The sequence below is a fragment of the Pseudoalteromonas sp. T1lg23B genome, from assembly GCF_002964665.1.
GTDB lineage: Bacteria > Pseudomonadota > Gammaproteobacteria > Enterobacterales > Alteromonadaceae > Pseudoalteromonas.
Window position 1 is genome coordinate 588,195 of record NZ_PQBZ01000034.1, and the last position, 23,550, is coordinate 611,744.

General features: G+C 42.2%; 21 protein-coding genes and 1 pseudogene. 6 read left to right on the forward strand and 16 right to left on the reverse strand.

Translation table 11 applies throughout. The features are described 5' to 3' along the window. The first annotated feature begins 24 nt into the window (after positions 1-24). Positions 25-1,035, forward strand: a complete 1,011-nt coding sequence (gene ansA, locus C2M32_RS11030) for an asparaginase (protein WP_105168475.1) — start codon at positions 25-27, stop codon at positions 1,033-1,035. Positions 1,036-1,080: 45 nt separating this feature from the next. Here ansA and gndA read toward each other — a convergent pair. After that, a pseudogene (gene gndA, locus C2M32_RS11035) lies at positions 1,081-2,453 on the reverse strand (NADP-dependent phosphogluconate dehydrogenase). Positions 2,454-2,915: 462 nt separating this feature from the next. Between gndA and pyk the strand changes: the two are divergent. After that, positions 2,916-4,349: a pyruvate kinase gene (gene pyk / locus C2M32_RS11040; protein ID WP_105168476.1), complete on the forward strand. Its 1,434-nt coding sequence runs from the start codon at positions 2,916-2,918 to the stop codon at positions 4,347-4,349. 293 nt (positions 4,350-4,642) lie between these two features. Here the strand turns inward: pyk and C2M32_RS11045 are convergent, their stop codons facing one another. From C2M32_RS11045 to C2M32_RS11070, 6 genes are all read right to left on the reverse strand, one after another. Then, positions 4,643-5,467, reverse strand: coding sequence for a LytR/AlgR family response regulator transcription factor (locus C2M32_RS11045; protein WP_105168477.1), 825 nt, complete (start codon positions 5,465-5,467; stop codon positions 4,643-4,645). Then, positions 5,467-6,537 carry a sensor histidine kinase gene (locus tag C2M32_RS11050; RefSeq protein ID WP_070985191.1) on the reverse strand — a complete coding sequence of 357 codons (1,071 nt, stop codon included), beginning with the start codon at positions 6,535-6,537 and terminating at the stop codon, positions 5,467-5,469. Before C2M32_RS11050 ends, C2M32_RS11045 begins: the two co-directional genes overlap by 1 nt. Positions 6,538-6,682: 145 nt before the next feature. Beyond that, positions 6,683-8,239, reverse strand: a complete 1,557-nt coding sequence (locus C2M32_RS11055) for a SulP family inorganic anion transporter (RefSeq protein WP_105168478.1) — start codon at positions 8,237-8,239, stop codon at positions 6,683-6,685. Between the two features lie 126 nt (positions 8,240-8,365). Continuing rightward, positions 8,366-8,824, reverse strand: coding sequence for an Lrp/AsnC family transcriptional regulator (locus C2M32_RS11060; RefSeq protein WP_070985187.1), 459 nt, complete (start codon positions 8,822-8,824; stop codon positions 8,366-8,368). A 71-nt stretch (positions 8,825-8,895) separates the two neighbouring features. Further along, on the reverse strand, positions 8,896-9,537 hold the full coding sequence (locus C2M32_RS11065; protein WP_105168479.1) for an MBL fold metallo-hydrolase: 642 nt from the start codon (positions 9,535-9,537) through the stop codon (positions 8,896-8,898). 1 nt (position 9,538) lies between these two features. Continuing rightward, positions 9,539-11,329 carry a M14 family metallopeptidase gene (locus C2M32_RS11070; RefSeq protein WP_105168480.1) on the reverse strand — a complete coding sequence of 597 codons (1,791 nt, stop codon included), beginning with the start codon at positions 11,327-11,329 and terminating at the stop codon, positions 9,539-9,541. 146 nt (positions 11,330-11,475) lie between these two features. Here C2M32_RS11070 and C2M32_RS11075 point away from each other — a divergent pair, with 146 nt between their 5' ends. Next, positions 11,476-12,303, forward strand: a complete 828-nt coding sequence (locus tag C2M32_RS11075; RefSeq protein ID WP_105168481.1) for an SDR family oxidoreductase — start codon at positions 11,476-11,478, stop codon at positions 12,301-12,303. Positions 12,304-12,357: 54 nt separating this feature from the next. Here C2M32_RS11075 and rplT read toward each other — a convergent pair whose 3' ends face one another. The 4 genes from rplT to thrS form a co-directional block, all read right to left on the reverse strand. Continuing rightward, a complete protein-coding gene (gene rplT / locus C2M32_RS11080) occupies positions 12,358-12,717 on the reverse strand; it encodes a 50S ribosomal protein L20 (RefSeq protein WP_105168482.1) in 360 nt (119 codons plus the stop codon). Between the two features lie 15 nt (positions 12,718-12,732). Continuing rightward, a complete protein-coding gene (gene rpmI, locus C2M32_RS11085) occupies positions 12,733-12,933 on the reverse strand; it encodes a 50S ribosomal protein L35 (protein ID WP_070985175.1) in 201 nt (66 codons plus the stop codon). A gap of 182 nt (positions 12,934-13,115) precedes the next feature. Next, the gene (infC, locus tag C2M32_RS11090) at positions 13,116-13,676 is read right to left on the reverse strand and encodes a translation initiation factor IF-3 (protein WP_105168483.1); all 561 of its coding nucleotides are present in this window, start codon (positions 13,674-13,676) and stop codon (positions 13,116-13,118) included. Between the two features lie 59 nt (positions 13,677-13,735). Further along, complete coding sequence (gene thrS, locus C2M32_RS11095; RefSeq protein WP_105168484.1) at positions 13,736-15,646, reverse strand: threonine--tRNA ligase; 1,911 nt, start codon at positions 15,644-15,646, stop codon at positions 13,736-13,738. 255 nt (positions 15,647-15,901) lie between these two features. On the opposite strand from thrS, the gene C2M32_RS11100 reads away from it, so the two are divergent. Together C2M32_RS11100 and C2M32_RS11105 are read left to right on the forward strand one after the other, a co-directional pair. Beyond that, positions 15,902-16,906 (forward strand): endonuclease/exonuclease/phosphatase family protein, encoded by a 1,005-nt coding sequence (locus C2M32_RS11100; protein ID WP_105168485.1) that lies wholly within the window; start codon positions 15,902-15,904, stop codon positions 16,904-16,906. A gap of 63 nt (positions 16,907-16,969) precedes the next feature. Beyond that, positions 16,970-17,416 (forward strand): DUF3010 family protein, encoded by a 447-nt coding sequence (locus tag C2M32_RS11105; protein WP_105168486.1) that lies wholly within the window; start codon positions 16,970-16,972, stop codon positions 17,414-17,416. Positions 17,417-17,444: 28 nt separating this feature from the next. Here the strand turns inward: C2M32_RS11105 and C2M32_RS11110 are convergent, their stop codons facing one another. From C2M32_RS11110 to glnS, 5 genes are all read right to left on the reverse strand, one after another. Then, complete coding sequence (locus tag C2M32_RS11110; protein ID WP_105168487.1) at positions 17,445-17,993, reverse strand: hypothetical protein; 549 nt, start codon at positions 17,991-17,993, stop codon at positions 17,445-17,447. Between the two features lie 34 nt (positions 17,994-18,027). Then, complete coding sequence (locus C2M32_RS11115; RefSeq protein WP_105168488.1) at positions 18,028-18,270, reverse strand: DUF2164 domain-containing protein; 243 nt, start codon at positions 18,268-18,270, stop codon at positions 18,028-18,030. Further along, positions 18,260-18,568, reverse strand: a complete 309-nt coding sequence (locus tag C2M32_RS11120) for a hypothetical protein (protein ID WP_105168489.1) — start codon at positions 18,566-18,568, stop codon at positions 18,260-18,262. The genes C2M32_RS11115 and C2M32_RS11120 overlap by 11 nt, the downstream gene beginning before the upstream one ends. A gap of 103 nt (positions 18,569-18,671) precedes the next feature. Then, entirely contained in the window at positions 18,672-20,522 is a 1,851-nt protein-coding gene (locus tag C2M32_RS11125) for a protein kinase domain-containing protein (protein ID WP_105168490.1), read from the reverse strand. A 58-nt stretch (positions 20,523-20,580) separates the two neighbouring features. Continuing rightward, positions 20,581-22,245, reverse strand: coding sequence for a glutamine--tRNA ligase (gene glnS, locus C2M32_RS11130; protein ID WP_105168491.1), 1,665 nt, complete (start codon positions 22,243-22,245; stop codon positions 20,581-20,583). 230 nt (positions 22,246-22,475) lie between these two features. On the opposite strand from glnS, the gene C2M32_RS11135 reads away from it, so the two are divergent. Beyond that, on the forward strand, positions 22,476-23,549 hold the full coding sequence (locus C2M32_RS11135) for a DUF3083 family protein (protein ID WP_105168492.1): 1,074 nt from the start codon (positions 22,476-22,478) through the stop codon (positions 23,547-23,549). Position 23,550: the final 1 nt, after the last annotated feature.

Consider the following 23,550-nt stretch of genomic DNA (forward strand, 5'->3'; position numbering starts at 1 on the left):
CAGAAACTATTCTGGGCTTTTTTTATGAAAAGAAAAAAAATCTATATCGCTTACACTGGCGGTACTATAGGTATGAAACAATCTAGTCGTGGTTACATTCCTGCAGAGGGTTACCTGACAGAAACCGTTAAAAACAATGCAGAATTCACCCGTGATGAAATGCCTCTGTTTGATATCCATGAATATTGCCCGTTGATAGACTCGTCAGATATGTCACCATTGCATTGGCAAATGATAGCCGATGATATCCAAGAAAAGTATGAGCAATACGATGGCTTTGTTGTACTACATGGTACAGATACTATGGCTTATACCGCATCAGCGCTGTCCTTTATGTTCGAGAACCTCACCAAACCTGTGATAGTTACGGGTTCACAGATCCCGCTGTCGCAACTACGCTCCGATGGTCAGGTTAACCTGCTTAATGCCATGTACTTAGCCGCCAATTACCCGATTGCCGAGGTCAGCCTATTTTTCAACAATAAGTTACTTCGTGGTAATAGAGCAACGAAGGCACACGCAGATGGTTTCGATGCGTTTGCATCCCCGAACCTACAACCTTTGGCCCAATCTGGTATTAATATTCAGCTCAAAGAAGGAAAATTGAGCCCTTATGTCGACCAAGCGTTGCAAGTCACCCCTGTGGTTTCTCAGCCAATCGGTATTTTATACCTGTACCCTGGGATTAACATTGAAATCATTAACAGTGTCATCAATAGCAATATCAAAGCACTGATTTTGCTTAGTTTTGGAGTAGGAAATGCACCACAACAGGGAGAATTTCTAGCAGCTTTGAAAGCGGCCAGTGAGCGCGGTGTGGTCATTATAAACCTCACGCAATGTATTCAAGGACAAGTGAATATGGGAGGTTATGCTACTGGTAATGCATTACTCAACAGTGGTGTACTGAGTGGCTTTGATATGACGCTTGAGGCATGTATCGCAAAACTACACTATTTGTTTAGTCAAAAGCTTGAATTAGAAACTGTGCGGCACCTAATGCAAGATAATTTGCGTGGTGAACTTACTCGCTAAACAAAAAAGCCGGCATAGGCCGGCTTTTTGTTTATTGTTCTCTAATTAACGCACTTTTGCTTCTAACTCTACCAAGTCAGTTATGTGACATGTCTCACCACTGTGGATTTTAATGCCATGTTCACCAAAATAGTCACGCTGCGCTTGCACTAAATGGCCATTGCTTGGCGTACTCAAAGTAGCAATATAAGTTTGCGTTGATGACAAAACAGGGAACGCCAAACCACTTGCGACTGCTAACCCTGTTACTTTACGAAGTGCTGCCGCCTCTTTATCAAGAGTATCAATAAATTCAACACCTTGTGCAACATCGTCTAGGTAATCGGCACGAATGATACAACCAGCTCTCCACGTTTGCAGTGTTTTGGCTAGGTCGACTTTCCATTGATGCTCTCGTGATGCGCCTTTGATAAGTGCTAGACCTTGACGATAGACAGCAAGCTCGCCAAATAGAACGCGTCTTTCAATTCCTCAAGATCAACATCTACTTTTATGGTTGTCTTATTTGCATACGTCATTTCTTTGGCCGCGTGCGTATCAATAGTGTTAGTGAGGTGTCTCGCCTGAACCGCCGCAACTAAAGATGGCACTGCAATACCAAGCTCAAGTGCGTTTTGCGCCGTCCACAAGCCAGTTCCTTTCGCCCCAACTTTGTTATCAATCAAATCTACCAAAGGCTCTGATTGCTCTGTCTCAAGGCTCAATATATGACTTGAAATCGATAGTAAATAACTATTTAACGTGTCTTGAGACCACTGATCGAATATTGCAGCAACTTCCTTTGGCGAACGCCCAGTTCCGTGACGCAGTAGTTGGTACATTTCTGCAATTAGTTGCATAAGCGCATATTCAATGCCATTGTGTACCATTTTCACGAAATGGCCACTAGCCGACTGCCCAACTCGCGCGAAGCAAGACTCGCCGTTGTAGCTCGCAGCCACTTTTTCAAACCATGGTTCGACACGCTCCCACCCACCTTCAGAGCCACTCGCCATCATGGCTGGACCATGACGTGCTCCTTCGGCACCACCTGAGATCCCCATCGTAGCGAACTCAAATTTATTCTGATATTTCAGCTTTCGCGCAATACCATCTTTATAATTGCTATTACCACAATCAACGATAATATCTTCTTTGGCAACCCCAGCTTCAACCAAGTCAGTGCACACGCGATCAACTAACTCACCAGCTGGTACCAGCAATAAAATCGAACGAGGTGATTCTAGGCGTCGTACCATATCACCGAGATCTGAAACTATGTGTAAACGCTCGGCTAAGCCCAAAGATTGAGCACAGCTAATCAACTCAGCGCCAGCGTCAGGGTTTTTGTCATAGGCAACAAGTGTTAACCCCTTTTCAATAAGGTTTAGCGCGAGGTTTTTACCCATCACCCCCAAACCAACTAATGCAACCTGCATTTAGTTTCCTCCTCGGTAACTACAATATAGTGAGTATTTATGCTTCAAACAGCATTATACCCTAGCACTCATCAGATACTAGGGGCTAACTATTACACAACACACTGTCGATCTCACACATCAACACAGCAATAATCAGCGACAATCGAGCGAACTCGACTTATTATAATAACGCATTGCCAACGACTTTCGCCGAAGAAAGCATAAAAAACACTCACAAGTAAACTTTTTGGCAACAATATCAGTGATTGACCTACACTGACACCGGTGTCATAATGGTGTCATACAGATCATATAATTTAATCTCGCTGTTAAAAAGAGTTTTGAGTTAAATCTTTCTATTTATAGCGATTAGTTTGCAGAAAATGTGCTCACAATTGAGCTTGTTTGCAAACAAGTGGTCTGGTAATTGATTTGCACAAATAACATAACCCTATCGACATAGGCCTACAGGAGCTCCTGATGCTTAGACGCACAAAAATCGTAGCCACACTTGGACCGGCAACGGACAGAGATAACAATTTAGAAAAAATAATCCAAGCTGGTGCCAATGTGGTCAGACTGAATTTCTCCCATGGTGTTGCACAAGATCACAAAGATCGTGCACAGGCAGTACGTGACATCGCACAAAAGCTAGGTAAACATGTTGCTATCTTGGCTGACTTACAAGGTCCAAAAATCCGAGTTTCGACCTTTAAAGATGGTAAAGTGACACTCAATGTTGGTGCTAAGTTCACGCTTGACGCAAAAATGGAAAAAGGTCAAGGAACGGTAGAAGCCGTGGGTATTGACTATAAAGAACTTCCGCAAGATGTAAGTAAAGGTGACTTACTATTGCTCAATGATGGGCTAATACAGCTAACAGTAGACAGTGTAGATGGCCATCTTGTGCACACCACCGTGACTGTAGGCGGCGTGCTATCAAATAATAAAGGTATTAACCGTCTTGGTGGAGGCTTAACCGCTCCAGCATTCACGGAAAAAGACAAAGAAGACTTAATCACCGCAGCAGAAATTGGCGTTGATTACATTGCCGTATCTTTCCCTCGTTGTGGTGACGATATGCGTTACGTGCGCTCTTTGGCTGAACAGGCAGGTTCAAATGCACAATTACTTGCCAAAATAGAACGAGCTGAAGCAGTTGAAACGCAAGAAGCCGTAGACGATATTATTTTAGCTTCTGATGCAGTGATGGTTGCGCGTGGAGATTTGGGTGTAGAAATTGGAGACGCTGCGTTAGTTGGTAAACAGAAGTTGATCATCCGCCGTGCTCGCTCTTTGAACCGTACCGTTGTTACTGCCACGCAAATGATGGAGTCCATGATTGATAACCCGATGCCTACGCGAGCAGAAGTTATGGACGTCGCGAACGCAGTATTGGATGGTACTGATGCAGTGATGTTATCAGCTGAAACAGCTGCTGGGGATTATCCTGAAGAAACAGTAGCGACTATGGCTCGCGTATGTCTTGGTGCTGAATCACAACCAGAGATACACGTTTCTAAGCATCGCCTAGACAGCATGTTCTCAGATACCTCTGAAACGCTTGCGCTATCAGCTATGTACGCTGCAAACCATCTGGATTGTGTTAAGGCTATTGTCGCCCTAACAGAGTCTGGTAAAACAGCTAAGCTGATGTCACGGATCAGTTCGGGATTGCCAATTTATTCTCTATCAAGACATAAGAGTACATTGGGCCAGACAGCGCTTTATCGTGGTGTATATCCTGTGTTCTTCGATTCGACAAAGTGCTCAGACCAAACCATGGTTCGTGAAGCCCTCAACACGCTTGTTGCCTCTGGTTCGCTTGCAAAAGGTGATACAGTGATTCTGACACATGGTGATGCAATGGAAACAGTTGGTGCCACCAACACCATGAAGATTGTAACCGTTTAAACTACCTGTGGGGTGGCTTTACATGCTGCCCCTCTTATTTTTAAAAGTTATGTAACCGGTCACAAAAAATAAAAAGCTAAGTGTAAACATCAATAAGCTCTGTCATACACAACTGAGCCATATGAAATCAAAGTCGCAAAGCCATCCCGCAACATTGTCCATCAGATTTTGAAAACATGATGACAATAGACGAAAACTGCCATTACTATCGATACGTAACGCGCACTTTTTAATGCGTATTAACTACCCGATAGATTGCAAAGCTTAACTAACATGTACGAAAACGCCCAAGACTAGCTCGCCAGTGCAGCCTTAACTTTATCACGGTAACTACGGCTTACTTTTAGTTCTTGACCGTTTTCTAATACTAACAGGTACTCGCCACTACTTTGCGTAACTAATTTGCTAATCTGCTTTGTATTTACGATTGCCGAGCGGTGAACTCGAACGAACAGTGCAGGATCAAGTTCTTGCTCAAGTTCTTTCATTGTTTTTCGTAAAATATGTGTTTGACCGTCGCTACAATGCAAACACATGTAATCACCCGCAGCATCAATCCACTGAATCGTCGCTGTCGATACACGAATAATTTCGCCCTGCTCCTTCACAGCAAGTGATTCAGGATACTTTTTATCGACTAGCGTATCGCCAGTTGCGAGTTTCTTCAAAATCTCCTCGCAGTTGTTTCCTGTAATGCCTGCCACGAAGCTCGCTAACTTTTTCTTATGCACGTTGTCTTGTTGTGTTTTTAAATAACTTTGCACTTTTTCCACCGCCTGTTTTAGTCTGTTGTCATCAACGGGTTTTAAAATGTAATCCAATGCATGAATTTCAAACGCTTGTACTGCGTACTGATCAAATGCAGTGACGAATACAATGGCAGGAAGTGGCTTGATGCTCTCGCTTAATGCTCTTGCGACTTCGAAACCGTTCATTCCGGGCATTTGGATATCTAAGAAAACTAAATCTATGTCTTGCGCCTGACAAACATCTATTGCCTGTTGCCCACCACTACATAACTCTACGACTTCAATTTGCGAAAATGACTGTAAGCGCACTGCTAGGCCTTTTCTTGCCAAGGGCTCATCGTCGACAATTAATGCTTTTATCTTGCTCATTACTTCTTAGCCTTTTCAAAAGGAACGCGAATATTCACTTTCAAACCATTAGGTTCATTATGCGACAACACAAATGAATAATTATTTTCGTAAAGTGTTTTCAATCTATCTATAGTGTTAGCAATACCCACACCTTGGGCATTTTTAAGTTGTCCGTTATCTAACTCAGCGCCAGGACCATTATCTCCTACCTCAAGTAACAACTCGTTGGCGAAAACTTGTGCTTTTATCTCTAGCTTACCGCCTTCTGCTAAATGGGCAATGGCATATTTGATAGAATTTTCAATAATGGGCTGTAAGATCAAACTAGGCACCATTGCCTGTTTTGCTTCTTCGCTTACATCAATATCGATAGACAGGCGTTCATCAAAACGGACTTTTTCAATCTCTAAATACAGTTGCAATGCATGTAATTCTTGCTCAAGTGCTACTTTTTTGATGGGGTCGGTATTTAAGGTGTAGCGCAAGAAGTCGCTTAACCTTGCGACCATCAAGTTCGCATCCTTGTTTTCTTCGACCAATATCAATGTTGAAATCGCATTGAGTGTATTAAATAAAAAGTGGGGATTAAGCTGATAACGTAGCATCTTTAGTTGTGCTTCGTGAGCCATAGTATTTGCTTTGAGCGCCTTTTGACGTTCACTTTGTAGCAACTGATAATATTTAATCCCGAAATACAAGCCACTCCAACACAGTACAATGTAAACGGAATCTAACCCCTGCTGAAGGTAATAAAACCACTCTTCAGGACGATAACCATGGCGGTATATTTCCCATAGGTTGAACTTTTGAACAACCGCCCATAAGGTACCTGTGACGTAAGAAGCACCAAACACCACCAATATCAGCACCCAAGGTGAAGCGTTCCATATTTTGCGATACAAATATCGCAATGGCACCGTCATTAAACAGCCAGCATAAGCATTCAGCACGATAACAAACACATAAATATCGCGCATTTCAAATACTTTTGAGCCTATATAGTTAACTAGCGCATAACCCAGCCAGCCTGCTATTTGTAAAACCCAAAAAAATCGTTGTCGATTATCGACCAGTGCTTGCCATTTCAAAAGCTTATTAAACTCCTCGTGTTCTGTCTCAATTATATCCCAGTGCTCTCGATATAATCACTGTAAATTGTCTTAGTTTTCTTACTGTCCAGCGCAAATAAAAAAGGCACCTAAGTGCCTTTTTTATTGATTTTCTATGCGAACTTTATGCAAGCTTATCTGAGGCAACCTTATATTTTGGATCCTCAATCACATTTACTTCGACGAGATCTCTTGCTTTTTCTAACAGATCTCGGCAGTCTTGGCTTAAATGGCGCAAATGAAGTTTTTTGCCAGCTTTGGTGTAACGCTCTGCTAAATTATCAATGGCTTCTATTGCACTGTGGTCAGCTACACGACTGTATTTAAATTCAATGATTACATCTACAGGGTCATTGCTAACATCAAACAAATCAGCAAAATTCTTTACCGAACCAAAAAATAAAGGCCCGTGAAGCTCATAAACTTTTGAACCTTCTTCATCGATATAGTTATTTGTGTAGATATGCTTGGCGTGTTCCCATGCAAACACTAAAGCTGACACTATCACACCAACACAGACCGCAATTGCAAGGTCAGTGATCACCGTGACACCTGACACTAGCACAATAACAAAAGCATCCGTTTTTGGTACTCGGTTCATTAATCTAAAGCTTGACCATTCAAACGTTCCCAGCACAACCATAAACATAACACCCACCAGTGCAGCAAGTGGGATCATCTCAATGAGTCCAGCAGCGAATAGAATAAAGCCCAGAAGTAACAAGGCTGCCGTGATACCAGACAAGCGACTACGTCCGCCAGAGTTGATGTTAATCATTGATTGACCAATCATGGCACACCCACCCATCGCACCAAATACACCACAGGTCATATTCGCCGCACCTTGACCGATACACTCACGGTTACTGTTGCCACGCGTTTCAGTGATTTCATCTATTAATGTTAAGGTCAATAACGATTCGATTAAACCAATGGCTGCGAGCACTAAAGCATAAGGGAAAATAATCACGAATGTTTCCCAATTAAAAGGGACCATTGGAATGTGAAACTGCGGGAAACCACCAGCAATCGTAGCATCAGCATTACCTGACATATCTTTTAGGTAATCTAATACATTACGAGCATCAAGATCTAAACCTATAACCAAGCCTGTTACGACTAAGATGGCGGCTAGCGAAGAGGGTATTGCAGTAGTCACTTTAGGCAAAAAATGAATAATAAACATGGTTAGCGCAACTAGGCCCAACATGATGTACAGCTGACTACCTTGCATCCATTGCAACTGCCCTTGAGCATCAGAGACTTTAAATTGTCCCAACTGTGCCAAGAAAATAACGATCGCTAGACCGTTTACAAAGCCCAGCATAACTGGATGCGGCACCATCCGAATGAACTTTCCGAGTTTAAAGACCCCGGCCAGCACCTGTAGAATTCCCATGAGTAAAACTGTAGCAAACAGGTATTCAACACCGTGCTCCACAACGAGACTCACCATAACAACGGCAAGTGCACCAGTTGCCCCAGATATCATACCCGGACGACCGCCAAAGATTGACGTAATTAAACCAACAATAAACGCAGCGTATAAGCCAACTAACGGATCAACTTGCGCAACAAACGCAAATGCAACTGCTTCTGGTACTAACGCAAGTGCGACAGTCAAACCAGATAAAATGTCATTTTTAGCAGAGCTTGGCGCCTTGCTGATTAAATTAAACATTCACATCCTCTTACAACATACAGAAAAGCGCTGGATTTTAACAAAATACAGCGCTTTTAACAAATTGGATTAAAAGGTATCGGGCTGACTGACGACAGCATCACGACACAGCTCAATCATGTTTCATTACAATGGTAAAGCCGTCGTTCTTTTCACGCAGGTCATGGTCACATTTGAATGTACTTCCTGAACGTATTCAAGATTGAGCAAATTATCTCTCACAAACAACTCATAGCCTTCAATACCACGAGAAATAATCCTGAGCATGAAATCCATGGTACCAGCCATAGTGTAGCATTCCGTGACCTCATCATAGCTCATGATAAGCTTTTCAAACTCGGCCAAGTTGTTGCGCCCATGATTAGATAAACGAACATGTGCATACACCAACATATCAAAACCGAGTTGCTTCTCATCCAATAAAGCAACCTTACCCTTGATATAGCCATCTTGTTCTAACTTGGCAATTCTTCGCCAACACGGTGATTGAGAAAGCCCCACTTTATCCGCAATTTCTGCTGTCGAAAGGCTCGCGTCTTGCTGTAATAGTGCCAATATTTGGCGATCAACCTGATTTAATGACATTGTTTTTTCTTTAAATTTTAGTCAGTGGAAAAAATTATACATGCAGACAAGCTATTTGTCCGCCCCTATGATCACCCAAACTGCCCACTCACAAATGGGTTATTATACTTTTCATAGCCAATTGTGGTGTTGTCACCATGCCCAGATAACACTACGGTTTCTTCGGGTAAAGTATACAACTGTTCCAGTATAGATTGCTTTAACTGGCTTGCATCACCTTTAGGAAAGTCTGTTCGACCGACCGAACCTTTAAACAACACATCCCCTACCAGAACTTGAGAAGAGTTATTATGATAAAACACCACATGACCAGGTGTATGACCCGGACAGTGCCTTACTTCCAGTTTCATTTTACCCACGCTAACAGACTCTTTATGGGATAACCAGCGATCGGGATAGAATGCCGCTTTAGGCGCGAATCCAAACCTTTGCCACTGCATAGGCATCGCATCAAACCAAAATTTCTCGTCTTGTTGTGGCCCTATAATATCCACACCCAACACTTCTTTTAATTCGCCAGCCCCTCCCACATGATCTAGGTGTCCGTGAGTCAGTAATATGCACTCTATACTGAGCTGTTCGTCGTCAATACATTTTAGGATTCTATCCACATCACCACCGGGGTCTACAATGGCTGTTTTACCTGTCTCAGGACAAGTAATTAACCTCGCATTTTGCATAAATGGTGTTACTGGGATGGTTATTACTTGCACCTTAATTCTCCTTAAACAACATTAAGATAGGATATTTTAAGTAAGCTTGATCATAAAAAGGTGTTTGCGCATACAACCACTCCATACGAGCGCTCGGGTCATCAGCAAAAACTTTATCTTCACGGATCTTTCTATCAAACTCTAAGGCTATTGTTGGGTTCTCTTTTAACATAGAACGCGCAAAAGGCTCTAATGCATAATTTTCAACATACTCGGTGCGTTGAAAAATCGTATTAAATTCACCCCAACTAAAAAATGAGTCCGGTGCCTGTGGGTGTAACAAATGTGTGGCAAGTTTGCCTCGGATTTGTTCAGTACTAACTTGGTACCAGCCTGCAAGTTCCGGCGCTTTTACCTTATCAAAGCTAAATGATGCATCAACCATAAAGCGCCCTTCAAAAGGTGTTTTGGCGAATTCATAATCAGAGATATTAGCACTAATCAAGGTATCGATTGACTCAGGAACATGTTCAATCTTTGTTACTTTGATGCCATGTAATTTTAATTTTTCCACAAGTTCAGGATAAGCTGGCGGAATAAAGAAAGCTTCTGGCACATCAACTTTAGTAACCACCTCTTTTTGCCAGTAAATCGGTAACGCATCATACTGAATCTTCTCGCCAAGATACTTAGCTTCTGTTTGTCCAGAAATCGCACTTTGGAAAAGCTTATACGCGATCCCTTTAAATGAGATCGTATCTGGTTGCTTAGCATATGCCCTTTTTACAACCAACTGAGCGGGTCTGCTATTTTGTTCGATAGCGACAGCTTCACCCAGCTGCGCCTGATATTTCGATAATGCCGAGATCAAACCGTCGTACAATACATAAGTGCCCAGTACGCGCTGCTTGTATGGTTTTAAAGAATGGTTTTCAACTAAAATAGTTGGAACGCCAGCTAAATCCCCCCAGCCATTTGAAAAACGTGGTGTAGCGACCCACCCAGCAATGCCCTTTTTGAAATCACGCTTGTCCATCGCAAACACCAACGGCCCTGGAATGTGTCCTTGTTGCTCTAATGTCTTATCAATAACGGGTTTGATTTGTGTCTCTAATACACGAGCAATAGCCGGTGACTCGCTCGCAAATTCAGGGTTAAACCCGTAAGTAATATCGTATTGATAGTCTGCGCCGTCGGTAACGTGTACGTCCAGATAAAGATCTGGTTGATACTCATCAATCACTTTTAAGATTGCTTGTACTTCGGGTGTATCAAGCTTTGTGTAATCTCTATTCAGATTCAAGTTATTAGCATTAGTGCGAAACCCCATCTCTAATGGGCCGCGCTGATTAATCCTATTGAACTGACTACGTCGCTCATGGCCATCCACATTTAAGATCGGCACAAATAAGATATTTACCTTGCTTAATAAATCTCTACGTTTGCCTAATGCTATATCCCTGAGCATCATAAATGCTGCGTCCTTGCCATCAATTTCCCCTGCGTGAATACCCGCTTGGATCAGCAAAGTCGGCTTGTTGTTATTCTTTAACATTGAGGCTGTGAAATGGCTTTGTTCAGAAGCAATGAGCATCTTTACAGCTCGTCCTGAATTACTATAGCCTATATTTATTGCTTTAAATTGAGTTGGGTTTGCGGCCACCAAACGCTCAACAAACGCCATGGTTTGCTGATAGTCGGGCGAATTCATACCCGCGCTAAGTTCAAAGTCCGTCGTTAAAGGACCCTTCATTTGCATCAATTGCTCACTTTGTCCCTGCCAAGGGAGCAATGGTGGTAAATGAGCGTCTAATGACAAGCTTGCGGTCAACATAATCATGCTTGCTATCATTTCTATTTCTCAATTTTCAGCCTAGATAGCACAATTATATCAATATTTTAGTTAACATCTTACAATGTGCGGTGATTCAACAAAAATATGCAGCTAATAACATTTCGCTCACACAAATAGGGTTTATTTTCCTTAAGAAGAGACTTATGACGACATCAATACTAATTACAGGGTGCTCAACAGGGATTGGTTACTACTGCGCTCATGCACTTCACAACGCTGGATTTCATGTGATCGCTTCATGTAGAAAACAAGAGGATGTTTACAGGCTATCACGTGAGGGTCTGAGTTGTATTCATCTAGATTTGAATGATGAACAAAGTATCATCGATGGGTTTGAGCAAGCGCTCAAGTTATGTGACGGAAAATTGGATGCCTTATTTAACAATGGCGCGTACGGACAACCCGGTGCAGTTGAGGACCTACCCACAACGGTCTTAAAGCAACAGTTTGAAACAAACTTTTTTGCTTGGCATACCCTAACCAACCTCGCCATTAAACATATGCGTACGCATGGTTCTGGTCGAATAATACACAACTCTTCTGTTTTAGGGCTTGTCGCTTTGCCGTTTAGAGGTGCGTACAATGCCAGTAAATTTGCACTAGAAGGTCTAACTGATACACTACGTATGGAGCTTAAAGGTAGCAATATTCAGATCAGCTTAATCGAGCCCGGTCCCATTACTTCCAAGTTTAGAGAAAATGCAAAACAAGCTTTTGTTAATAACATCAATATTGAAGCCAGCCCACACCAGCAGGATTATTTGGCTCAATTAGATAGACTGGCAGCCCAAACAGCTCCCCAACCATTTACACTTGAACCTGAAGCGGTGTACAAAAAACTGTTACATGCGCTGACTGCAAAACATGCTAAGCCACGGTATTACGTAACCTTTCCCACTTATTTAATGGGGTATCTAAAGCGTATTCTGAGTACTCGCTGGTTAGATAAATTACTGATCAAAAATCGTTAAGATCAAAAAAAGGAGCCAATGGCTCCTTTTTCGGGGAATAAGCTTAATTGCTTATTAAGCAGCTAGACCGTCTTTTGCTTTAGCAACAAGTGCTGCAAAAGCGATTTGGTCGTATACTGCGATATCAGCTAGGATCTTACGATCGATTTCAACAGATGACTTTTTAAGGCCATTGATGAAGCGGCTGTAAGAAAGGCCGTTTTGACGTGCTGCAGCGTTGATACGTGCGATCCATAATTGACGGAAAGTACGTTTCTTAGCGCGACGGTCACGGTATGCATATTGACCAGCTTTAGTTACTGCTTGGAAAGCTACGCGGTAAACACGTGAACGTGCTCCGTAGTAACCTTTAGCCTGCTTTAATACTTTTTTGTGACGTGCACGTGCGATAACACCGCGTTTAACTCTTGCCATTTCTGATATCCCCTATTAAGCAAATGGTAACATACGGTCGATAAGACCAATGTCGTTTTTGTGAACCATAGACTTAGCACGTAAGTGAAGTTTACGCTTAGAAGACTTCTTAGTCAGAATGTGACGAAGGTGCGACTGTTTACGCTTATAACCGCCTGAAGCAGTCTTTTTGAAACGCTTCGCTGCGCCTCTGTGTGATTTTAGCTTATAAGCCATTGCAATAACTCCAAATGTATTGCTTTAAACAATGTAAGCAGGCGGATGTAAACATCACTTTAAAGGCCTAACTTACAACCAAATCCGGTGAAAACTCGCGTTTTTCTTTAAAACCGGTTAATGCAGGTGACCTCAAGGTACTTTAGACCTGCATTAAATTCGCGCGCATTATGCCGTGTTTATTACTTTTTAGCAATAGGCGACATCATCATGACCATCTGACGCCCTTCAACACGATTAGGGAATGATTCAACAACTGCCAAATCTTCTAAATCGGTTTTAACACGGTTTAGTAATTCGATACCAATTTCTTGGTGAGCCATTTCACGACCACGGAAGCGAATAGTGATTTTAGCTTTGTCACCTGCTTCTAAGAACTTTCTTAGGCTACGTAACTTAACCTGATAATCACCCTCGTCCGTGCCAGGACGGAACTTGATCTCTTTAATTTGGATCTGCTTTTGCTTTTTCTTTTGTTCTTTTTGTAATTTTGCTTTTTCAAAAAGGAACTTACCGTAGTCCATCACCTTACAGACAGGAGGTTCAGCATTGGGACTAATCTCAACTAGATCCACCCCGGCTTCATCAGCAATCGCTTGAGCTTCTTTCAACGACATAATGGTCGCTTCCTGACCTTCTACGCCAGATAAGCGAACTTCTTTCGCAGTTATTTCTTCATTGATACGATTTTTTTGAGCTGTAGTTTGCCCTTTTTTTCCGCCTCTAATGGTACGTTCCTCCAAGAAAATCAAAATATGTTGTGTGTGGCAATCGTAAGTGTTTATGCCACACACAGGTTGTATTACTGTCGATGTTTAATTTCTTCACTGACTTTAGCGATAAAATCTTCGACTGAGAACTTACCAAGGTCTTCACCTTTGCGTGTTCTCACTGCTACTTCTTGTTGTTCAACTTCTTTATCACCAACAACAAGTAGGTAAGGTATACGTTTTAAAGTATGCTCCCGAATTTTAAAGCCAATCTTCTCATTTCTCAAGTCAGCGCAGGCTCTAATTCCAAGTTTATTTAACTTTTGTACAATTTCTTGCACGTAATCGGCCTGTTTGTCAGTGATATTCATAATCACAACTTGTTTTGGCGCTAACCAGGTTGGGAATAGACCAGCATATTCTTCGGTAAGAATACCAATGAAACGTTCGATTGAACCCAAAATTGCTCGGTGGATCATAACAGGTGTCTTACGTTCGTTGTTTTCAGCAACATAAGTCGCACCTAAACGACCTGGTAGAGCAAAATCTAGCTGCACGGTACCACACTGCCAAGCACGTTCCAAACAATCATACAAAGTAAATTCAATCTTTGGACCGTAGAACGCACCTTCACCCGGTAAATATTCAAATTCAATGTTGTTTGCTTTAAGCGCTTCAGCTAGCGCCAGCTCTGCTTTATCCCACATTTCATCTTCGCCAATACGTTTCTCTGGGCGGGTAGAAAGCTTAACAACTATTTTCTCAAAGCCGAATGTTTCATATGTGTCGTACACCATTTTAATACACGCAGACACTTCGTCCATGATTTGTTCTTCTGTACAGAAGATATGCGCATCATCTTGAGTAAATCCACGTACACGCATCAAACCATGTAATGCGCCTGATGGCTCATTACGGTGACAACAACCAAACTCAGCCATACGTAATGGCAAATCGCGATATGACTTCAAGCCTTGGTTAAAGATCTGCACGTGACCCGGACAGTTCATAGGCTTTATCGCGTATTCACGTTTTTCCGACTCGGTGGTGAACATCGCATCTGAGTATTTGTCCCAGTGACCAGACTTTTCCCACAACACGCGGTCCATCATCAATGGGCCTTTTACTTCTTCGTAATTGTATTCACGTAACTTCTCACGTACGAAGTCTTCTAACTCGCGGTATATGCTCCAGCCGTCATTGTGCCAAAATACCATACCTGGCGCTTCTTCTTGCCAGTGCCACAGGTCTAATGCTTTACCAATTTTACGGTGATCGCGTTTTTCAGCTTCTTCAAGACGTTTTAGATACGCTTTCAGCTGTTTCTTATCAGCCCAAGCTGTACCATAGATACGTTGAAGCATTTTGTTTTCAGAATTACCACGCCAGTATGCACCAGCGACTTTCATTATTTTAAAGTGTTGGCAAAACTTCATGTTTGGTACGTGAGGACCACGACACATATCAACATATTCTTCGTGATGATAAAGGCCTGGTCTATCATCTTTGTCGATATTCTCGTCTAAGATTTCTATTTTATAGCTTTCGCCACGCGCCGCGAATGTCTCACGCGCTTCGTGCCAAGAAACTGTTTTCTTAACAACATCATAGTTCGTTTTCGCAAGTTCAAGCATACGTTTTTCAATCGCATCCAAGTCTTCTTGCGTTAAAGAGTGGTCTAAATCAACATCGTAATAGAAGCCATTATCGATCGTTGGACCAATTGCCATTTTTACATCTGGGAATAGTTGTTTGATGGCGTGACCGATTAAGTGCGCACAAGAGTGACGAATGATCTCTAAACCATCTTCATCTTTTGCTGTTATAATTTCTAAACGCGCATCTTCATTGATAATATCGCACGCATCAACGCGCACACCGTTCACTCTACCAGCAATGGTTGCTTTAGCTAGGCCTGGGCCAATATCTTGAGCAACTTGTAATGTCGAAACTGGGTTTTCAAAGACACGCTGACTACCGTCAGGAAGGGTAATAATTGGCATGATAAATCCTATTTACAGTGGTGACACCTACAACGCATCACATGTACTAATTAATAAATTTTTAAAATGAGTGCCCAACAACGCTTTTACGAATAAGCATTGGCTCCGGCAGCGATTTAGCATACCGTGTGCTTGGGGACTTTCAAACCGAGAGGTATTTTGACCGTGCGCGTGACGAAATTCAAGGGAAAGACTAAAATTGATCCAATAAATTGTAAATTTATATGCCTAAACGCTTCTCACTGTGAGTAAAACATGACAAAACCCACGCGCTATTGCTTTGCTTCTTTGAACCTGTTGAACTTTGCAGCGCCCCCCTTTTCTTTTTACCAACTTCATGAACACTATGACGAAACTCAATGGCAGTCTAAAACACAATTTATTACTGGCCTCATTGAACATATCGATCCAACCCTTATCGTCTTTCAAGAAGTATTTAGTATCGATATCCTTAAATCACTGTGTGAAGAGATGGGTCTTCCCTATTTTGCAACTGTAGATACGCCACAGCTTGACGCAGTTTACCCCAATGTATTATTCAACCCTGTCGTGGCTGTGGCGTCGAAAATCCCTTTTCAGCAGACGTGTGCATTCGAACCCTGTCCAGAGCTTTTGGAATATCTCAATAATCAACACCAATTCCGTTTTAACCGCACGCCTATCAAGTGCTGTATCGAACTTGACGGATTTGGGCCTATCACCTGTTACGCCGTGCATTTTAAATCTCAACGTGTTCATTCAATGGCGCATATGATTGATGGTTCAGAGCAGGATGATCCTTTGCTGGCATTACTGCATAAGACAGTTGGCACCATGCAATCACAAATCTCCCGCTCTCTTGAGGCATCCATAGTGTATTACGATGCGTTAAAAACTCAGCGAGAGCAACGCCATGCAACGCTAGTTATGGGCGATTTTAACGACAACCTAACCAGCCCCGCGCTGTCGTTTATGACGCAGGCATTTCCACCCCAAGTGAACACTCATAACCGCTTTGATAGCGTAGGGTTATTTGACAGTTTCTCTTTTGCTGACAACGCACATTCATTTGCTCAAAAACCTGCTAGTCATTACTATCAAGGTGAGGGCAACATCTTGGACTATATCTTGGCATCCCAGCAGTTTAACCCAAATAACGAAACACCATTGGTCAAATCTCTGACCTATCACAATTACGATGCGCACTTGGATCCAAAACGCGATGAAGAAGATATTCGTTACTCGGATCACAGTGCTATTGCCATTGAGATTATGTTGTAAGCTTTTGCTTTATCGGTGAGATTGCTATACTGCGTCGATAATTAAATTGATTGGAAATATACAATGAGAACATGTGGCGTTGAGATCACTGGCAGTGAAGTGCTTTTGTGTCTGCTAACGAAAGAAGATGACGTATTTGATATACGTGATGTACGCCAAACACGCTTTACACTAAACAACGTTGGCCAAGAAACGGATCAAATGCGTAAGTTCCAGTTCGACTTTGCAAAATTGATGGCTGATTATCAAGTCGATTCTGTAGCTATTCGTCAACGAGCACCTAAAGGTAAATTCGCAGGCAGTGCGACTGGATTTAAAATGGAAGCTGCAATACAGCTAATTGAAGGGCTTGATGTACGCTTATTATCAAGCACTGAAGTGAAAGAGCAGCTTAAGCGCAATCCATTACCTATCGACTTTGAAGATACTGGACTTAGAAAATATCAGGAAAATGCTTTCGTTAATGCTTACGTCTACATTATGAAGAAAACCTATCGTCCCGACGAATAAGCACAAATACGATAATAAAAAATCCGACTCAGGTCGGATTTTTTATTGCATAGTGATCGACTGCAAACGCATAACATACTTTGATCAAAAATAATGCACAAACCAGTTTATACCACCACAGCACATCTAAACTGCTAATGACGTAAAGCCCAATAAATACCACCAATAAGGCTAAAACTCGCTGTTTCGAATTGTCAAAAAGGAAATTTAAAACACTGGCCGATACGATTACATATATCCAAAGTAACAAAGACGGTAGAAGTGGCTGTTCAAATAGCAATGCAACAACCAATAAATGAACATGAATTACAATGAATATCCAACGGGCGCGACGACTAGCAGCATAATATTGATTAGTTCCGAATGTGAAGTTCGCGGCGCATCCAGCTACAATATCAATGATTACCACACCTCCAAATAGATACTGCCACCAAGCGTAAGCATGCTCAGGAGTTTGATAATACATTAATAAGAAAACCGCAGCCGAACCGAGCAACATAAAAGTACTCACGCCAAGCAAGGCTACTTTACTTTGTTGGACACCAAATATCTCGTGTAACCATTTAGGCATATCCATATGTTGATTACTCCATGTTAAGCACAATGAACGGCTAATACTGCTCTAACTCATAAAGCCTATCTGCCAGCACTTCAAAGTGCTGCTCTAAGTGCGATTTAGCATCTTCTATTGCTCGGTTATACACTTGCTTGCCAATTTGCTCAACAAAGAAATCTACCAGAAACGCTGCATCAAATTGCTCCAAATCCAAATCCAGATTTTTTCTGCAGTAAGTTTGTGCTTGTAGTACTAAGGCATCATGTTGTTCTGACGTGAGATCTATTTTACGACTCATGCTCGGCCTCTAGCTGATAAAGTGCGTCTGACACGGCTTTGAGATCGACATGACTAATGAAATCGTCGCTCAATGTTAAAATGGCATTGAGATTATGGGTTAATTTCTCGGTTTGCAGCTCGCCAGGTTTTAGTGCTGTCTGTAACAAGTGTAGAGCCATATCAGCCAGAAGTAGGCGCTGCTTATCAGGCCATTCTTTGTCTGATTTGCTAGCAGGATGACGGAGCACAGCCTGCTCAACTTCATCATGAATGCTCCAGCTGAGTGTTAAAATGTCTTGTCGTTGTTGTTTATCCATATCCTTGACTCCTGAAAATTCTCATATTCTGTACTTTGAATAAAATACCATGCAAGTGCAATGGCGAATAATTCAACTTATTGGCGCTAGTATACGTATGAATTTAACTACCTAATGTGTCAACCTTTGGATTTTTCGGGTAATAGTACTCACCTTGTTGCGCGCATAAATTGAACTCTCGGGTATTTTTATACGGTAACTTCATAAATCCTGCTACACCAACGTCTTCTATACTCATTGCGTATTGCATGATACGACCCAGTAGCGCTTTGAATTGCTCCTCTTTACTCGCATCCAACAGTCTATAGTAGTGGTGTATTTTGAGGCGATTTTCCAACGACTCAAAAATGATACAACCGGTGTGATGAATTTGGTTTAATTCAAATACGCACTTAATGATACTTTTTGGTAACTGCAATTGCTCATCGGGGTCTTTACCATCTTCAAAATAGCTGTGTGGTCGAGTCAATTCATTACTGGAGACATCCACTACGGAATAAGACAATTGTGGTAGCTGGTCGAAAATAAATGCGCCAGTGTCATCGCGCTCTAACTGGATAGTTTGCCTAGCATCAAACAAACAACACTTAAATAGACCCTTTTGCGTGATCCCCTGCGCCAACATCACAGTGGCATTGATAGCATCAGTCAGCGCTTTTTGTAATTCACTATCATGCAGAATTAAACTCGATTCTATATACAGCGAATCTTGTTTCCAATGAAAACTTAAGCCGCCCACTACTGGGTACTTGGCCAAACGACTGATTGAAGCAAGAAAGGCTTTTTCTATATCACCTGTATCAAACAAAAACTCTTTATAATATCTGTCTAGCTGCGCATCGTTTACATCATGTAGCTGTTGGTTATGATCAGCACGACGCAAAAACTCTTTACGCGAACTGTACACCACGGTATCAGGTTGTTCGTCGGTGTTGCTGATCCAAAATGGTATATTGGCTTTTGGCTCTTTACGCGTCAAACGAGGTAAGTATGCGCGTGCCATTGCGGGCATATTTCGCATAAAATAATCGCCGGCTTGATCTCGGGTCTGCTTGTCTTTACTTAACATCGCATCAATCACGGCGGCAAACTCTTTGGGTAGGCCTAAGCTTTTAGCTGGGATAACTTGAGCACCAAAGCGACAAGATTGGGCACTGGCGAGCGCGTATATCGTTGATGCAACCCCTTGTTCATCAAACCGAGGCGATGATTGTGCCCCCGACATTTGCTCATCGCCAATGAAATAGACATCCCCCATTCTGGCATTGGTACTGGCGACATCTGAGGACATTAAATCCATGATATTGCTCGCAACAGGCTCACCATGTTCATCTATTTGTGCATACACAGAGCTTCCCCAATCCACCAGCGAGAAACACTTAGTCTGTTCATCCCAGACTATATTTGACGGCTTGATGTCACCATGAACAATAGGTTGAGGAGACATCCCATTGCGGTGAGCACGTAAGTCGCGTAACACATTTCGCAGTTTCAAAGCCAGTGCGACCAGTTCATCCGCGTAAAACCGACCACGCTTTAGGGATATTTTTTCTAAATCTTCCCCTGGCGCACGTTCCATCATTAGGATGCCTTGCTTTTTAACACGTTCAAAAGCAAAAAACTTCGGTACCATCGGGTTGCGGATCTGAGAAAGCATATAGGCTTCGTCCTCAAGCCGGTCACGCACCGCCTGAGATAAAGTAATACGAGAGAATTTGAACACCCATTGTTGATTGTCTGGACTTACCCCTGCAAACACAAATCCAAACGCCCCTGAACCTATAATTTCTACATCTCGATAGCCCAGCATAGTGAGTTGCTTTTTACAGATGTTAAGCCATTGACGATGCTTTTTGGCATCATGATGCGACAACAGATAAATTGACTGTTGCTCATTGATATAGAAGTTATGAATGGACTTGGCGCTTTGCTTGACCGAGGCTGGGTTTTTCATAGTGCCTTTCACTGACGAAAAAAGGCCGAATTAATCGGCCTTTTTAATGATGACGAACTTAGGCGTTTTCTATTTTCGCCCAAGAATCCCTTAATCCTACGGTTTGGTTGAATACCAATTCAGCCGACTTGCTATCACGGCAGTAATAACCCATGCGCTCGAATTGGAATCCCTGCTCCGCAGCGGCCTGAGCCAAAGAAGGCTCCAACTTCGCTTGGTTAATAACAACCAATGATTCAGGGTTAAGTGTTTGCGTAAAATCTTCGGCCGCAGCTGGATTTGGTACGCTAAACAAACGGTCATATTGACGCACTTGAGCTTCCACGCAGTGTGTTGCAGACACCCAGTGGATCACCCCTTTAACTTTACGTCCATCACTTGGGTTTTTACCCAAGGTGTCGGCGTCATAGCTACAATATAACGTGGTAATATTGCCCTGTGCATCTTCATCAAAGCGTTCCGCTTTAATCACATAAGCATTACGCAGGCGCACTTCCTTACCCAACACCAAGCGCTTAAACTTTTTATTCGCTTCAACACGGAAATCTTCGCGTTCGATGTATAGTTCTTTTGTGAATGGTAATTCGCGCGTTCCCATTGATTCATCACTAGGGTGATTAGGGGCGACCAATTGCTCCACTTTACCTTCTTCAAAGTTTTCAATTACAACTTTGATTGGGTCTAAGACGGCCATAGCACGTGGTGCATTATCGTTTAGGTCATCGCGGATACACGCTTCTAACATACCCATTTCGACCATGTTGTCTTGTTTCGTAATACCGATACGCTTACAAAACTCACGAATTGATGCAGGGGTATAACCACGGCGACGTAAACCTGCAATCGTAGGCATACGTGGGTCATCCCACCCTTCAACGTGGCCATTGACAACCAATTCGTTAAGCTTGCGTTTTGACATCACCGTGTATTCAAGGTTTAAGCGAGAAAACTCGATCTGTTGCGGGTGACAGTCAATGCTAATATTGTCCAATACCCAGTCATATAGACGACGGTTGTCTTGGAACTCAAGCGTACATAGTGAATGAGTGATCCCCTCTAACGCATCAGAAATACAATGCGTAAAGTCATACATCGGGTAAATACACCACTTATCACCCGTTTGATGGTGATGAGCAAAACGAATACGGTAAATGATAGGATCACGCAACACCATGAATGAGCTTGCCATATCAATTTTGGCCCGCAACACACACTCACCTTCTTTAAATTCACCCTTGCGCATTTTTTCAAATAAAGCGAGGTTTTCTTCAACAGGTGTATCACGATAAGGGCTGTTTTTACCTGGCTCGGTTAATGTGCCACGATACTCACGTGCCTGCTCTGGAGACAGAAAACAAACGTAAGCTAAGCCTTTCTCAATCAGCTCTACAGCATAACCATGCAGCTGTTCGAAGTAGTTAGATGAATAACAAATTTCGCCATCCCACTTAAAGCCTAACCAACTTACGTCTTCCTGAATCGACTTTACATAATTGATGTCTTCTTTTTCTGGGTTAGTATCATCAAAGCGCAGGTTACAAAGACCTTTATAGTCTTGTGCGATGCCAAAATTAAGGCAGATCGATTTAGCATGGCCAATATGTAAAAAACCATTTGGCTCAGGCGGGAAACGCGTATGCGTTTGTTGATGCTTACCACTAGCCAAATCAGCATCAATAATTGTTCTAATAAAATTCGTTGGGCGATTTTCTATTTCCGCCATGAGCATGCATTCCTCTGATGTTTAGCACTGAATAACTTCGGCATTATTACAAAATCCACCGTGAACTTACAGCAAATCCTGCGTTAGATTGGAAGAATTATTTTTTGCTTGTACAATATTTCAGCACAGATTTTAAAATTTCATGACACTTTTTGTTCTATCGCAATAAAAGAGTCATAAAAACTTTGTATAGTGCACTCATACAGTGATGTAATCCAAGGATAATATAAATGGCTTCAATGACACTTAATCGCGTCTACATTCCAACTAACGCGCGAAACAATCAGTATATCCTCGCAGAGTTCAAACCAACCGAAGAATTTTATGATTGCTTTGATGACTTGCAAAGTTGTTACGAACGCCTAGCGCGTCAACTCTTTGCGCTGTGCGATGAGTATGAACTTCATAACGTCCACTTAATCGCTAATGATAAGTTACCTGTAGTACGTTTTCATGAAGAGTCGTATTGCTTACAAACTCAAAAGCAGATGCTGTTTTTCTACAACCCTAAGTATCATGAAGCCCATAAATCATATTGGGAAGATGGGGTCAAAGCACGCAAAATTACGCTGCTATTCTTAGCCACTGGCAGTGACATTAGAGCCAACGCGGCTAACTTTCACGGCAAAGTAAAGCGTACGCTGGAAGCCTTGTTAGAAACATCAAAGAATATTGGTGAAAATGCACTCAGAGTTAGAGACCATCAGCATTTGACTTACGATATTTTCGCCAAGGCCAAGGGCATCAAAGAAAGCTACGGTTATAAATTAAGAAGTTTGTATCCCAGATATCAAGCTAGAAACTGCTCTTTACCCGATGAGCACTCTGAAATGACTTATGCCACATTTAGTTTGCCAGTCACTAGAGCACTAAAAACCGAGTACCAACATATGCTACGTCCCGGTGACTACAGCCAATTTTACAAGCATATAGAGGATATTTTTCTCTCAGGATGTGCTGACAAACAACTGTCGCTATGTGCGTTTGTCGCCGATGGTCGTCTACCATTAGTCCGTAACAGCCAGATAGATAAAACGAGCGAAAATAGTGAGCTGCAAAAACTCAGCTTTGATACAGAAAGTGACAAGGTACAAATTACATCAGTATGGGATGCTGACAAACTGGTTGATACCATGAACTTTGTTATTGTTGCACACGCATCCAACAAAAAAGATATGGGTTATGGTCGATTCATGAACAGCGTAGAAAGTGTGATCCATTCCTTTGCCACGAAGCTACACATTAATCCTGCTAAGCAAGATGTGAATGTGCGTTTCTTTCAGCATATTAGTTATCAGTTTTAAT

Excerpts from the sequence above, each read along its gene's own strand:
- ansA (WP_105168475.1), top strand. The coding sequence starts at position 25 with ATGAAAAGAAAAAAAATCTATATCGCTTACACTGGCGGTACTATAGGT.
- pyk (WP_105168476.1), top strand. The coding sequence starts at position 2,916 with ATGCTTAGACGCACAAAAATCGTAGCCACACTTGGACCGGCAACGGAC.
- C2M32_RS11045 (WP_105168477.1), bottom strand. The coding sequence starts at position 5,467 with ATGAGCAAGATAAAAGCATTAATTGTCGACGATGAGCCCTTGGCAAGA.
- C2M32_RS11055 (WP_105168478.1), bottom strand. The coding sequence starts at position 8,239 with ATGTTTAATTTAATCAGCAAGGCGCCAAGCTCTGCTAAAAATGACATT.
- C2M32_RS11060 (WP_070985187.1), bottom strand. The coding sequence starts at position 8,824 with ATGTCATTAAATCAGGTTGATCGCCAAATATTGGCACTATTACAGCAA.
- C2M32_RS11070 (WP_105168480.1), bottom strand. The coding sequence starts at position 11,329 with ATGATAGCAAGCATGATTATGTTGACCGCAAGCTTGTCATTAGACGCT.
- C2M32_RS11075 (WP_105168481.1), top strand. The coding sequence starts at position 11,476 with ATGACGACATCAATACTAATTACAGGGTGCTCAACAGGGATTGGTTAC.
- rplT (WP_105168482.1), bottom strand. The coding sequence starts at position 12,717 with ATGGCAAGAGTTAAACGCGGTGTTATCGCACGTGCACGTCACAAAAAA.
- rpmI (WP_070985175.1), bottom strand. The coding sequence starts at position 12,933 with ATGGCTTATAAGCTAAAATCACACAGAGGCGCAGCGAAGCGTTTCAAA.
- thrS (WP_105168484.1), bottom strand. The coding sequence starts at position 15,646 with ATGCCAATTATTACCCTTCCTGACGGTAGTCAGCGTGTCTTTGAAAAC.
- C2M32_RS11100 (WP_105168485.1), top strand. The coding sequence starts at position 15,902 with ATGACAAAACCCACGCGCTATTGCTTTGCTTCTTTGAACCTGTTGAAC.
- C2M32_RS11105 (WP_105168486.1), top strand. The coding sequence starts at position 16,970 with ATGAGAACATGTGGCGTTGAGATCACTGGCAGTGAAGTGCTTTTGTGT.
- C2M32_RS11110 (WP_105168487.1), bottom strand. The coding sequence starts at position 17,993 with ATGGATATGCCTAAATGGTTACACGAGATATTTGGTGTCCAACAAAGT.
- C2M32_RS11115 (WP_105168488.1), bottom strand. The coding sequence starts at position 18,270 with ATGAGTCGTAAAATAGATCTCACGTCAGAACAACATGATGCCTTAGTA.
- C2M32_RS11120 (WP_105168489.1), bottom strand. The coding sequence starts at position 18,568 with ATGGATAAACAACAACGACAAGACATTTTAACACTCAGCTGGAGCATT.
- C2M32_RS11125 (WP_105168490.1), bottom strand. The coding sequence starts at position 20,522 with ATGAAAAACCCAGCCTCGGTCAAGCAAAGCGCCAAGTCCATTCATAAC.
- glnS (WP_105168491.1), bottom strand. The coding sequence starts at position 22,245 with ATGGCGGAAATAGAAAATCGCCCAACGAATTTTATTAGAACAATTATT.
- C2M32_RS11135 (WP_105168492.1), top strand. The coding sequence starts at position 22,476 with ATGGCTTCAATGACACTTAATCGCGTCTACATTCCAACTAACGCGCGA.